General features: G+C 72.2%; 8 protein-coding genes. 2 read left to right on the forward strand and 6 right to left on the reverse strand.

The features are described from left to right. Positions 1-56: 56 nt before the first annotated feature. Positions 57-2,954 carry a vitamin B12-dependent ribonucleotide reductase gene (locus R2E43_RS09600; RefSeq protein ID WP_332056116.1) on the reverse strand — a complete coding sequence of 966 codons (2,898 nt, stop codon included), beginning with the start codon at positions 2,952-2,954 and terminating at the stop codon, positions 57-59. 168 nt (positions 2,955-3,122) lie between these two features. Then, positions 3,123-3,671: a transcriptional regulator NrdR gene (gene nrdR, locus R2E43_RS09605; RefSeq protein ID WP_003973218.1), complete on the reverse strand. Its 549-nt coding sequence runs from the start codon at positions 3,669-3,671 to the stop codon at positions 3,123-3,125. 582 nt (positions 3,672-4,253) lie between these two features. Here nrdR and lexA point away from each other — a divergent pair. Continuing rightward, the gene (gene lexA / locus R2E43_RS09610; RefSeq protein WP_003973219.1) at positions 4,254-5,033 is read left to right on the forward strand and encodes a transcriptional repressor LexA; all 780 of its coding nucleotides are present in this window, start codon (positions 4,254-4,256) and stop codon (positions 5,031-5,033) included. Positions 5,034-5,121: 88 nt separating this feature from the next. On the opposite strand, the gene R2E43_RS09615 is transcribed toward lexA, so the two are convergent. The 4 genes from R2E43_RS09615 to R2E43_RS09630 all read right to left on the reverse strand — a co-directional run bounded on the left by R2E43_RS09615 (position 5,122) and on the right by R2E43_RS09630 (position 11,731). After that, positions 5,122-7,116: an ATP-dependent DNA helicase gene (locus R2E43_RS09615; RefSeq protein ID WP_332056117.1), complete on the reverse strand. Its 1,995-nt coding sequence runs from the start codon at positions 7,114-7,116 to the stop codon at positions 5,122-5,124. 353 nt (positions 7,117-7,469) lie between these two features. Then, a complete protein-coding gene (locus R2E43_RS09620) occupies positions 7,470-8,165 on the reverse strand; it encodes a GNAT family N-acetyltransferase (protein WP_136207308.1) in 696 nt (231 codons plus the stop codon). Positions 8,166-8,194: 29 nt separating this feature from the next. Then, positions 8,195-10,141, reverse strand: a complete 1,947-nt coding sequence (locus tag R2E43_RS09625; RefSeq protein WP_332056118.1) for an IucA/IucC family protein — start codon at positions 10,139-10,141, stop codon at positions 8,195-8,197. Between the two features lie 39 nt (positions 10,142-10,180). After that, positions 10,181-11,731, reverse strand: coding sequence for an aminotransferase class III-fold pyridoxal phosphate-dependent enzyme (locus R2E43_RS09630; RefSeq protein WP_332056119.1), 1,551 nt, complete (start codon positions 11,729-11,731; stop codon positions 10,181-10,183). Between the two features lie 313 nt (positions 11,732-12,044). Here R2E43_RS09630 and R2E43_RS09635 point away from each other — a divergent pair, with 313 nt between their 5' ends. Next, entirely contained in the window at positions 12,045-13,274 is a 1,230-nt protein-coding gene (locus R2E43_RS09635) for a trypsin-like serine peptidase (RefSeq protein WP_003973224.1), read from the forward strand. The last annotated feature ends 71 nt before the right edge of the window (positions 13,275-13,345 follow it).

The following is a 13,345-nucleotide window of genomic DNA, read 5'->3' on the forward strand; positions in this document are numbered from 1 at the left end:
GGCGCCCACCATTGGCGGGCGCCCCTTACTCATGGGCGGCTAGGAACGACTACGCGTCAGCTGCAACCGCTGGTCGAGCCGCAGCCCTCGCAGATGTAGCAGGAGCCGGCGCGCTGCATCTTCGTGCCGCAGGAGAAGCAGAGCGGGGCGTCGGCCTGGATGCCCAGCTGCATCTCCACCAGCTCGGCGCTGGTGTGCGCCTGCTGCGGAGCCGGCTTGGCGGCCTCGGCCTTCGGCGTGGCTACGGCCACCAGCTCTTGGGCGCGGGGCGCCGACTGGGCCAGGCCCTCGACGTCCAGCTCGTCGTCGGACGGCTCGTACGACCCGGTCTCCAGGTGGCGCTGGCGCTCCTCGGCGGAGTGGATACCGAGCGCGGAGCGCGTCTCGAACGGCAGGAAGTCCAGCGCCAGGCGGCGGAAGATGTAGTCGACGATCGACTGCGCCATCCGCACGTCCGGGTCGTCCGTCATGCCGGCCGGCTCGAAGCGCATGTTGGTGAACTTCGAGACGTACGTCTCCAGCGGCACGCCGTACTGGAGGCCGACGGAGACCGCGATGGAGAAGGCGTCCATCATGCCCGCGAGGGTCGAGCCCTGCTTGGACATCTTCAGGAAGACCTCGCCGAGACCGTCGTCCGGGTAGGAGTTGGCGGTCATGTAGCCCTCGGCGCCGCCGACGGTGAAGGACGTGGTGATGCCGGGACGTCCCTTCGGGAGGCGCTTGCGGACCGGGCGGTACTCGACGACCTTCTCGACCGTCTCGCGGATGGCCGCCTCGGCCTTCTCGGTGATCTCCGCCTTCTCCGTGTCCTTGACCGTCTTGGTCTTGGCGGAGAGGGGCTGGCCGACCTTGCAGTTGTCGCGGTAGATGGCGAGCGCCTTGACGCCCATCTTCCAGGCCTCGAAGTAGACCTCCTCGACGTCCTCGACGGTCGCCGACTCCGGCAGGTTGACCGTCTTGGAGAGGGCGCCGGAGATCCACGGCTGGATGGCGGCCATCATGCGGACGTGGCCCATCGCGGAGATGGAGCGCTCGCCCATCGCGCAGTCGAACACCTCGTAGTGCTCGGGCTTGAGACCGGGGGCGTCGATCACGTTGCCGTTCTCGGCGATGTGGGCGACGATCGCCTCGATCTGCTCCTCCTGGTAGCCCAGGCGGCGCAGGGCCTGCGGGACGGTGCCGTTGACGATCTGCATCGAGCCGCCGCCGACCAGCTTCTTGAACTTGACCAGCGCGAGGTCGGGCTCGAGGCCGGTGGTGTCGCAGGACATCGCGAGACCGATGGTGCCGGTCGGGGCGATGACGGACGCCTGGGAGTTGCGGAAGCCGTTCTTCTCGCCGAGGCGCAGCACGTCCTGCCAGGCCTCGGTGGCAGCGGCCCAGATCGGCGTGTCGAGGTCGTCCATGCGGACGGCCTTGGCGTTCTCGTCGGAGTGCTGCTTCATGACCCGCAGGTGCGGCTTCGCGTTGCGGGCGTAGCCGTCGTACGGGCCGACGATCGCGGCCAGCTCGGCGGAGCGCCGGTACGACGTGCCGGTCATCAGGGAGGTGATGGCGCCGGCCAGGGCGCGGCCGCCGTCGGAGTCGTAGGCGTGACCGGTCGCCATCAGCAGGGCGCCGAGGTTGGCGTAGCCGATGCCGAGCTGGCGGAAGGCGCGGGTGTTCTCGCCGATCTTCTGGGTCGGGAAGTCCGCGAAGCAGATGGAGATGTCCATCGCGGTGATGACCAGCTCGACGACCTTCGAGAAGCGCTCGGCGTCGAAGGACTGGTTGCCCTTGCCGTCGTCCTTCAGGAACTTCATCAGGTTCAGCGAGGCGAGGTTGCAGGACGTGTTGTCCAGGTGCATGTACTCGCTGCACGGGTTCGAGCCGTTGATGCGGCCGGACTCCGGGCAGGTGTGCCAGGCGTTGATGGTGTCGTCGTACTGGATGCCCGGGTCGGCACACGCCCACGCGGCCTCGGCCATCTTGCGGAAGAGCGCCTTGGCGTCGACCTCCTCGATGACCTCGCCGGTCATGCGGGACGTCAGGCCGAACCTGCCGCCGTCCTGCACGGCCTTCATGAACGTGTCGTTCACCCGGACCGAGTTGTTGGCGTTCTGGTACTGGACGGACGTGATGTCGTCGCCGCCCAGGTCCATGTCGAAGCCCGCGTCGCGCAGGGCGCGGATCTTCTCCTCTTCCTTGACCTTGGTCTGGATGAAGTCCTCGATGTCGGGGTGGTCGACGTCGAGGATGACCATCTTGGCCGCGCGGCGGGTGGCGCCGCCGGACTTGATGGTGCCGGCGGAGGCGTCGGCGCCGCGCATGAAGGAGACCGGTCCCGAGGCGTTGCCGCCGGAGGACAGCAGTTCCTTGGAGGAGCGGATCCGGGAGAGGTTCAGGCCGGCGCCGGAGCCGCCCTTGAAGATCATGCCCTCTTCCTTGTACCAGTCGAGGATCGACTCCATGGAGTCGTCGACGGACAGGATGAAGCAGGCGGAGACCTGCTGCGGCTGGGGCGTGCCGACGTTGAACCACACCGGGCTGTTGAAGCTGAAGATCTGGTGCAGGAGGGCGTAGGCCAGCTCGTGCTCGAAGATCTCGGCGTCGGCGGGCGAGGCGAAGTACTTGTTGTCCTCGCCGGCCTTCCGGTACGTCTTCACGATCCGGTCGATGAGCTGCTTCAGGCTCACCTCGCGCTGCGGGGTGCCCACGGCGCCCCGGAAGTACTTGCTGGTGACGATGTTGACCGCGTTCACCGACCAGAACTCGGGGAACTCGACGCCACGCTGCTCGAAGTTGACCGAGCCGTCGCGCCAGTTGGTCATGACGACGTCACGACGCTCCCAGGCCACCTCGTCGTAGGGGTGGACGCCGGGAGTGGTGTGGACGCGCTCGACGCGGAGTCCCTTGCCCGCCTTGGTGCCCTTGGCGCGGGAACTCCGTGCCGGACCGCTCGCCGTCTCTGTCATGCCGCCTCCCTGTACGGGCGAAAACGCCCTGAAGTGCCCCGATTGTTCCCGTGGGCACGGTGTTCTGTCTGGTGTTGCGGGCATCGCTCGCTCCGCCCGCAACAGGTCTTGTTCACTCGCCGCCGTCCGGCCGGGCCCGGGCGCCGAAGTCCGGGTCCGGCCCGCCGATCAGTCGGCGGCGCCTGCGGGCTCGGGGACCTGTCCTGCCCCCGTGGGCCCGCGGTCGTTCTCCTGGCTCCCCGCGCCGGTGTCGTCTTCCTCGCCGGGGTGCCCCGTCGTCTCCCTCAGTTCCGCGATCGCGGCCTCGAAGTCCTCGAGCGAGTCGAACGCCCGGTAGACGGAGGCGAATCGCAGATAGGCGACGAGGTCGAGCTCCTGCAACGGTCCGAGGATGGCCAGCCCCACGTCGTGGGTGGTCAGCTCGGCGCTTCCGGTGGCCCGCACCGCCTCCTCGACCCGCTGGCCGAGCTGGGCGAGCGCGTCCTCGGTGACGGGCCGGCCCTGACAGGCCTTGCGCACACCGTTGATCACCTTGGTGCGGCTGAACGGTTCGGTGACCCCGGACCGCTTCACCACCATGAGCGAGCACGTCTCCACGGTCGTGAACCGACGGGAGCAGTCAGGGCACTGGCGGCGCCTGCGGATCGACGTGCCGTCGTCGGTCGTACGGCTGTCGACGACACGGCTGTCGGGGTGCCTGCAGAAGGGGCAGTGCATGGACTCCGAACCCTCCTCACAGCAGACTCAACGGCCTCGAAGGACCCTTCAGGCCTCTCGAAGCAGCCCCCAGCATAGGCGATCGCGGCGGGCTCGAAGACCCGGGGGACCACAACTTGTGGGCTGCTCACGCTATCCAACCACTAGATGTGGGGATTGGCTCATACAAACACACCCTGCACGCGTGTCGCGCCTGTGCGTGCGCGACCGCCCCCGCCGCGCCACTCGCGCCCAGCCGTCACCCGCGCGCGCCGTGGCCGTGTCGGGGCCGTGTCGCCCGGGGCATGCGGAGATACCGTGGGCGCCGCGGGGAGGGGACGTGGGGCTACCGCAACGGATGGGGACCCGCCCCGTCGAACGGAATGCCGGATGGCAGACTGGGGCGACATCCCGGAGGTTGTCACCACGGCGGTGAAGAGTACAGCAATGAGCCCTTTTGTCCGCCAGGCGCCACGGTAGCCATACACCCAGGCATGCAATACGAGCGAGCGATTCGCGTTTTTTCACTCGAACGTGTGTTTGGCGCAACCTTTCGAAAGCTACTACCGTTGTGCAGCAGGGAGACCATCGAGAGGGGCCGACGTGACCACCACCGCCGACAGTGCCACCATCACTGCCCAGGAACGCCCCCAGGGCCGACCTGAGCCGGTGCACGCGATGAGCGACGCCGCGAATCCCGAGGGGCACAAGCGCTCCCTGCCAGGACGACCTCCCGGCATCCGGGCGGACAGCTCGGGGCTCACCGACCGCCAGCGCCGGGTGATCGAGGTCATCCGCGACTCCGTGCAGCGGCGCGGATACCCGCCGTCGATGCGGGAGATCGGCCAGGCCGTCGGCCTCTCCAGCACCTCGTCCGTGGCGCACCAGCTGATGGCACTGGAGCGCAAGGGCTTCCTGCGCCGGGACCCGCACCGCCCGCGCGCCTACGAGGTGCGCGGTTCCGACCAGGCCGCCTCGGTGCAGCCCACGGACACCGCCGGAAAGCCGGCCGCCTCGTACGTCCCGCTGGTCGGCCGTATCGCCGCCGGTGGTCCGATCCTGGCCGAGGAGTCCGTCGAGGACGTCTTCCCGCTCCCCCGGCAGCTGGTCGGCGACGGCGAGCTGTTCGTCCTGAAGGTCGTCGGCGACTCGATGATCGAGGCCGCGATCTGCGACGGCGACTGGGTCACGGTCCGCCGCCAGCCGGTCGCGGAGAACGGCGACATCGTGGCCGCGATGCTCGACGGCGAGGCCACCGTCAAGCGCTTCAAGCGCGAGGACGGCCACGTCTGGCTCCTCCCGCACAACTCGGCGTACGAGCCGATTCCCGGTGACGACGCGACCATCCTCGGCAAGGTGGTGGCCGTACTGCGTCGCGTCTGAGCGCCACGGCGGGCGGGTACGCGCGACAGCGCCCCGCCGACCAGACCGGGCCCCGGGACCTCTGCGCCGGTTCCGGGGCCCAGCGCTGTCAGCCGCTCTCCGGCTGCCCTGCGGCCTCGGTCTGCCGCGCCTTCGCGTCGATCGCGGCGAGTGACTTGCGGACCTGGTTGCGATCCGTGGTGAACCAGAAGTCGGGCAGCGACGCCTTCAGATAGCTGCCGTACCGGGCCGTCGCCAGCCGCTGGTCGAGTACGGCGACCACCCCGCGGTCACCCGACGCGCGGACCAGCCTGCCCGCGCCCTGCGCCATGAGCAACGCGGCGTGGGTGGCGGCGACCGCCATGAAGCCGTTGCCCCCTGCCTCCTCCACCGCCTTCTGCCGGGCGCTCATCAGAGGGTCGTCGGGACGCGGGAACGGGATCTTGTCCATGACGACCAGCTGGCAGCTGGGCCCAGGCACGTCGACGCCCTGCCACAGGGACAGGGTGCCGAAGAGGCAGGTCCTGGGGTCGGCCGCGAAGTTCTTGATCAGCTCACCGAGGGTCTCCTCGCCCTGGAGGAGGATCGGGTACTCCGGGATTCGCGAGCGCAGCTCCTCGGCGGCCAGCTGGGCCGCGCGCATCGAGGAGAACAGGCCCAGGGTGCGGCCGCCCGCCGCCTGGATCAGCTCGGTCAGCTCGTCGAGCATGTCGCCGCGGTCGCCGTCCCTGGCGGGGCGGGCCAGGTGCTTGGCGACGTAGAGGATGCCCTGCTTGCGGTAGTCGAAGGGCGAGCCGACGTCGACGCCCTTCCACTGGGGCACGTCGTCGCCCTCGGTGCCCTCGGGGGCGAGGCCGAGGGACGCCCCCACGCCGTTGAAGTCGCCGCCCAGCTTCAGCGTCGCGGAGGTCAGGACGACCGAGCGGTCGGTGAAGAGCTTCTCCCGCAGCAGTCCGGAGACGGACATCGGGGCGACCCGCAGCGAGGCGCCGAACCGATCGTGGCGCTCGTACCAGACGACGTCCCACTCGGAGCCGTTGGTGATCCGCTCCGCGACGTCGTGCACGGACTCCACGGAGGCCAGCGCCTGCTTGCGGACCGCGTCCTCGTCCTGCACGGACTTGTCGCGGGTGGTCCCGATCGCCGAGATGACCGTGCGACAGGCGTCCCGCAGGGCCATCAGGGCGTAGCCGAGGTCCTCCGGGACCTCCTCGAGGCGGCCCGGCAGCGCCAGCTCCATCAGCCGCTCGAAGCCCTCCGCGGCGGTCTGGAGCTGGTCGGCGGCCTTCTCGTTCACCAGCTTCGCGGCACGGCGCACCGCGCGGTTGACCTGGCCGGGGGTCAGCTCGCCGGTGGCGACTCCGGTGACCCGGGAGACCAGCTCGTGCGCCTCGTCGACGATCAGCACCTCGTGCTGCGGGAGGACGGGCGCACCCTCAATGGCGTCGATCGCGAGCAGTGCGTGGTTGGTGACGACGACCTCGGAGAGCTTGGCCCGCTCACGGGCCGTCTCGGCGAAGCACTCGGCGCCGTAGGCGCACTTCGAGGCGCCCAGGCACTCCCGGGAGGACACCGACACCTGCGCCCAGGCGCGGTCGGAGACGCCCGGCGTGAGGTCGTCGCGGTCGCCGGTCTCGGTCTCGTCCGCCCAGTCGCGCATCCGCAGCAGGTCCTGGCCCAGTTTACTGGTGGGGGCGGCCGCCTCGAACTGGTCGAAGAGCCCCTCCTCCTCGTCCTGCGGCACGCCCTCGTGCAGCCGGTGCAGGCACAGGTAGTTCGACCGCCCCTTGAGCATCGCGAACTCGGGGCGACGGCGCAGCTGGGGGTGGAGCGCGTCGACCGTGCGGGGCAGGTCCCGCTCGACCAGCTGGCGCTGCAGGGCCAGGGTCGCCGTGGCCACGACCACCCGCTCGCCGTGCGCCAGCGCGGGCACCAGGTACCCCAGCGACTTACCGGTGCCGGTGCCGGCCTGGACGAGCAGATGGGAGCCGCCGTCGATGGCTTCCTCGACGGCTTCGGCCATGGCCACCTGGCCGGGACGCTCCGTGCCGCCGACGGCGGTGACGGCGGCGTGCAGGAGTTCGGGGAGTGAGGGCTTCGTCATAGCGCGACCACCCTACGGCCCGGGACTGACAAACGGGTCCGCAAGGCGGGGGCGAGCGACGTGAGTGACCGGGGGGACAGGCGGGGCAAGGGTGGCTCCTGGGCGGCTGGCCGGCGAAACGGGGCGGGCGGCCGACGGCACGGGGACGGGCGACCGGCGAAGACGGGGAGAGGCGAGGGCGAAGAGAGGCAGGGATGGACAGAGGCAGGGACGAGGAGCGGCGGTGGGCGGGACGACGGTACGCCGGGCGGACGGCCGACGGCACGATGCCGGGCGGACGGCAGAGGGCACGGCGCCGGGCGGACGGCAGAGGGCACGGCGCCGGGCGGAGGGCGGCGGGTGGGCTCCGCGCGTCACGGCGACTGTTCCCGCGCCTCACGTGCCCGGATCATGAGGACGGCGCGCTTGGTGGGCAGGTCCACCTCCCCCGCCGGCCGGAACCCGGCGCCGAGGAACGCCGCGACGGACTGCCTGTTGCGGACGTCGGGTTCGGCGAGCACGCGCGTGCAGGCGGGGCGCCCCGCGAGGACGAGGTCGACGACGGCCCTGATCAGCTCGGTTCCGAGGCCCCGCCCGCGGTGGGCGCCGTCGCCGATCAGCAGGTGAACGCCGGTGTCGTGGGGCCGGACCGGGCAGTACCGGGCCAGCGGATCGAGATCGGCGCGGTAGATCTCCCAGTAGCTCATCGGCACCCCGTCCAGCGTCCCGACGCACGGGACGCTGCGCCCGTCGCCGGCCAGCTGGGCCCGTAGGTGGTCCGCGGTCACGCTCTGCGGGCCGGTCAGCTCCCAGTACGCCGCGACGGCGGGGTCGTTCATCCAGCGGGCGATGAGCGGCACGTCCCGTTCGAGGTCGGCGGGGACCAGGTGGAAGACCCCGGCGGGGGTGTCGCTCGGCCCCCAGTCGGCGATTCCGTCGAGGAGGTCCTCACGCGCGCGTGCCGTCCCCGCTTCCGCGGCGTCGTGCGCCGGGCTCCGGAAGAGGGCGACGAACTCCTCGGGCAGGTGCAGGTCCAGGGTGTCGTCGGCGCTCGCGTCGGTGGAATTCACAGTGTCGCTCCTTCGGGAGGGCGGCCCGCTCAGGCATGCAGGGGGTTGGCGATGGTGACGTAGACGGACTGGGTGTCCACCGGTCCGACGAGTTCGTCGAGGCCGTGCAGCCGGGTCAGCAGGTTCGCCTTGCAGCGCAGCACGGGTGAGTCGAGCAGGTGGGCGGGGAGCGGGCCGCCCTGGGGGTCGGGGCCCGAGTCCAGCTCACGGAGGAAGCGGCGGAAGGCCGCCAGCAGCGTGCCCTCCGGGGCGAGACGCTCGGAGCCGAAGGTGCCGATGAGACCGAACACGTTGTTGACGGCGAGGTAGTAGGCGAAGCGCTCGTCGGCGACGGCGTCGGCCACGAACGTGTCGCTGTGTTCGCCGATCCCGGGGAGCCTGGCGTCGAGTTCCGCACGCCGGGACTCGCGGAAGTAGTAGCCCTGGTTGTCGCGGTAGCGGCCGCCCGCGGGCCAGCCGTCGGCGTCCAGCAGGACGAGCGCGTTCTGCTGGTGCGCCTCAAGGGCGATCCCCGCGCGGGCGTCCAGCCACAGGACGGGGCGCACGACGTGGTGGAGGTAGCGCAGGAACCACTCCACGGCGACCGCCCCGCGCGGGCGGCCGGTCCGCCCGGCGAGCCGGGTGACCACCTCGGCCAGCCGGGTGTGCGGCCGCGGCGCCACGAGGGAGGCCACGCAGCAGACGTCGTCCGAGGGCCGGAAGGGGTTGTGCCGGACGACGACGTCGAGGCCGCGCACGGGCGTGCCGTCGGCGCCGTCGACGGCCAGCCAGGCCGGGTCGCGGACGATGTCGAAGTCCGGGTGGGCCGACCGCCACTGGCGGGACAGGCCGCGGCGCAGCAGGCGGTGCACCTCGACGCCGCGGTGGAGCTCCTTGCGGAGGTTCTCCCGGCGGGAGTTGGTGATGTGCAGGCCCAGCGAGAGCTTGAGCATGGCGGGGGCGCCGCCACGGCGGACGGTGCGCACGGAGGACGTGGGATGCCATGCCGGGCCCCGGGCGCCGAGGTCCCTGACCAGCCCGGCGTCCAGGAGGGCGGCGACGTCCGGCCGGTGCAGCACCGCGCGGAACTGCCAGGGGTGCAGAGGCAGGAGGGCGTACCCCTCGGGTGCCGCCGGACCGTCCGCCGCGAGGCGCGCGGTGAGCGCGGGCGCGGTGACCGGGCGGCCGCGCTCGGTCCAGGCCGAGTCGGTGCCGAGCACGGAGGGGGCGACGGCCAGCCAGTGCAGCGGGAAGGAGCCGCGCAGCTCCGGTGAGTACCGGCGTGCCTCGTCCTCGGTGAGGCCCTCCCTGCTCTTCGGGGTGGGATGCAGCGGGTGGCCGAGGAGCAGGGCCTGTTCGGCGGCGAGGAAGAGGTCGGGTCCGCCGCGTTCACCTGAACCGGCGCGGTCCCGGAGGAAGACGGCGGTGCGGCGGACGGAGTCGGCCACGCGCGCGACGAGGTCGGGACCGTCCGGCCCCGGTGCACCGGCCGTCTCGCGTACGAGCAGCGCGGCGAGTGTGACCGCGTCCACCGGCGGCGCCGACGCGGGGGAGCCGGAAAGCCGCGGGGGGCCGAAGCGGTGCGCTCCGGTCGGGGACCAGTAGCGGACGGGCACGACGAGCGCCGTACCGGAGGCCGGCAGCGGCACGTGGAGGACACCGTCGTCGGGGGCGGACACGTCGGCCTCACGGGCCCAGCAGCGGATCAGGTTCTCCGTGCCCGCGGCCTGGGCGGCGGCGCAGGGATCGAGGTCGTCCAGGGGGTCGGCCGCGGACCGGCGGGTGTGCGGCGCGGGCCGCGGCCCGGGGAGGACGCCGTGCGCCGGGGCAAGCCGTGGTGCGGTGCCCGGAGTCCCGTCGGACTCCGCGGCGGCGTCGCGCGCGGCGTCCGGAGCCGCAACAGGCCCCGGAGCAGCGGGGGTCCCGGGGGCGGAGGTGGCCGCGGGGGCCGGTTCGAGGGCCGCGAGGGCCGGTTCGGGGGCGGGGTCGGTGTGCAACGCGGGTCCTCCTGGCGTGCCGTGTCCGTGGGGTGGATCTCATCTCGGGCCGCGCTTCCCGCGTAACGGGACGGAGCCGCCGGGGCGGTCGCGGTCCACCGCCCGTACGGCGTCGGCGAGTCGGTCGAGGACGGCGGACATCTGCTCCTCGGTCACGATGAGCGGCGGCAGCAGCCGTACGACGTTCGCGCGCGGACCCGTGACGTCCACGATCAGCCCGCGGCGCAGGCACTCCCGGCGGACGGCGGTGGCGAGGTGGGCGGCGGTGCCGGGGCGGACGGCGGTGCCGGGGCGGGCGCCATGGGCGGTGACGTCGGGCGCGGTGTCCGGCGCCACCAGTTCGACACCGGCCATCAGGCCCCGCCCGCGCACATCGCCGACGCACGTGAACTCCGCGGCCAGGGCCCGCAGTCCGGTCAGCATCCGGCCGCCCAGCGTGGCGGCGTGTTCGGCGAGCCGGTGCTCGCGGACGTGGGCGAGGGTGGCGGCTCCTGCGGCCAGGGCCAGTTGGTTGCCGCGGAAGGCGCCGGCCGTACGGTCCGGTTCGCCCAGGTCCTCGCGGTGGACCACCACGGCCAGGGGGAGGCTGCCGCCGATCGCCTTGGCGAGGACCAGCACATCGGGCGTGACTCCGCTGTGCTCGAAGGCCCAGTAGGCGCCGGTCCGGCCCACGCCCGTCCCGGTCTCGTCGACGATGAGCGGGACGGCACGGTCGGCCGCGCGGGCCCGCAGGCGCCGCACCAGGCCGTCCGGCACCGGACGCACCCCGGCCTGGCTCCGGACCGGTTCCAGGAGGAGTCCGGCAGGCCGCTCCCTTCCCGGCCCGCCGCCGTGGTCGTCGTCGAGAAACGTCTCGTCGGCATCGGTGACGGCATCGGTGACGGTGACCACCCGGGTCCGCCCGGTGGCGGCGCGGGCCAGCGCGACGGCCGCGTCGACCGGGGCCGTGCCGGCCGGGCCGCAGAACCGCACGCGCGCGCGGTCGGCGAGTCCCGGCGGCAGGGTGCGCAGCAGCTCGGTGACGAAGGCGTCCTCGACCGGTGTGGTGAGGTCCATGACGTGCAGGGGGGCGCCCGAGTCGAGGACCGCACGGATCGCGTCGAGGACGACGGGGTGGTTGTGGCCGAGGGCCAGGGTGCCCGCGCCGGAGACACAGTCCAGGTAACGGCGGCCGTCGGCGCCCTCGATGGTGAGTCCCCGGGCGCGGACGGGTACGACCGGGAGGGCGCGCGCGTAGGTACGCGCGGCCGGTTCCCGCGCCGCCTGGCGCCTCGGAGCGCTCCTTCGCCCGCCGGCCCCCGGCCCTGTTCCTGGCCCTGGCCCTGTTCCTGTTCCTGTTCCTGGCCCTGTTCCTGATCCTGACCCTGCCATGCCGCTCCCCTGCCCAGCGCCCTCGTGCAGGCCGCGCCCCTGTCCAGCGCCCACGCGCGCGGTGTGCGCCCTCGTGGACGCCCCGGCCGCGGGCTCGCTCGCCACGACCGGCCCGGCGTTCCCGCCGGCGCCCGCGCACCCTCCGTACGGGGATCCCGCCACGGCTCGTCGACCTCCCGCCGTCCGGACCCGACCCGACGTGCCGGGCGCTCCCGGCATGGGGGACCGCGTCCGGACAGCAGGCCCCCCACCGCTACCAACCGAGGACCGTTCACGGGGTTACGGCCTGCCTGAAGATCGTTGCCACGGCGGGGGTGTGCGCGGGGCTTTCGCGGTCCGCTCCGGCTGCGCGACCCGACGGTCCGGTCCAGCGGGCGACGCGTGCCAGGTCAGGCGGCTGTATCCGAACCGTTGCCGTTCCGTCGGAACTCCCCCACAGCCACCGCATAGTGTGTGGTGCCGTTCCCGGTCACCGTCGTTCGGCGGTTCGACCGCGGCACCACGTTCGTTCACAGCAGGGGGAGTCAACACCATGCGATCCATACGGCCGTCGTTCAGCACGCGCGGAAACAGGCGCGGACGGCGCGGAACCTCCTCCGCGGCCGCCGCCGTGGCGCTCGTCTCGGCGCTCGCGCTCACCGCCACGGCGTGCGAGGACGGCGACCCCGAGGCGGGCGGCGACGCCTCGGCCTCCGCGTCCGCCGCGGACGACGGCAACGGCGGCATCCGGATCCCGGACGACATCAAGGACAAGCTCAAGGAACACGGGATCGACGTCGACGACTGGAAGAACGGCGCCTGGAAGAACTGGAACAAGGACGACTGGCTGCGCGAGGCGCAGGACTTCGTCAACCCGATCATCGAGGGCCTGTGGGACCCGGACCGGATGCGGGACGCCGAGGAGCCGGACCAGGAGGTCGACGAGAACGACATCTCCGGCGACCAGGGCGTCACCGACCCGGAGCCCGCGCCCGTCGAGGCGGAGGCCGTACCGGCCAAGTACCACGACAACGCCGCCACGGCCGGCAAGCTCCTCTTCGACTCCCCCAAGGGTTCGATGGTGTGCTCGGCGACGGTCGTGAAGGACCCGGCCCACCCCGGCAAGTCCAACATGGTGTGGACGGCCGGTCACTGCGTGCACGCGGGCAAGAGCGGCGGCTGGTACCGCAACATCGCCTTCGTCCCGTCGTACAACGACGCCGACAAGTCGGTGGAGGAGCTGCAGAACGCCACCAAGGAGGAGCTCGCTCCCTACGGTGTCTGGTGGGGCGACTGGGCGCAGACCTCGGACCAGTGGATCGAGCAGGGCGGCGCGACCGGTGGTGACGGCGCCTCGTACGACTTCGCCGTGATCCATGTGACGCCGGAGAAGGGCAGCGGCGGCAAGTCGCTGGAGGAGACGGTCGGCGCCGCGCTGCCGGTCGACTTCGACGCGCCCGCCGTGCCGGAGATCGAGAGCATGAAGGCGATCGGCTACCCGGCCGCGCCGCCGTACGACGGCCAGAAGTTGTACCAGTGCCAGGACAAGCCCGGACGGCTGTCGCTCAACGCCTCCGACCCGACGATGTACCGCATCGGCTGCACCATGACCGGCGGCTCGTCCGGTGGTGGCTGGGTCGCCGCCGGTTCCGACGGCAAGCCCGCGCTGGTCTCCAACACCTCCATCGGCCCGGTGACGGCCGGCTGGCTGGCCGGTCCGCGCCTGGGCGACGAGGCCAAGGGCGTGTTCGACGCGGTGAGCGGCAAGTTCGCCGGCCAGTGAGGACGGTGGGGTGCGTCGGGCCCGTAGCCGGCACCCCGCCGCGCGTTCCATGACAGACATTCACGCGTTCA

Origin of the sequence: Streptomyces violaceoruber (genome assembly GCF_033406955.1) — a bacterium.
GTDB classification, from domain to species: domain Bacteria; phylum Actinomycetota; class Actinomycetes; order Streptomycetales; family Streptomycetaceae; genus Streptomyces; species Streptomyces violaceoruber.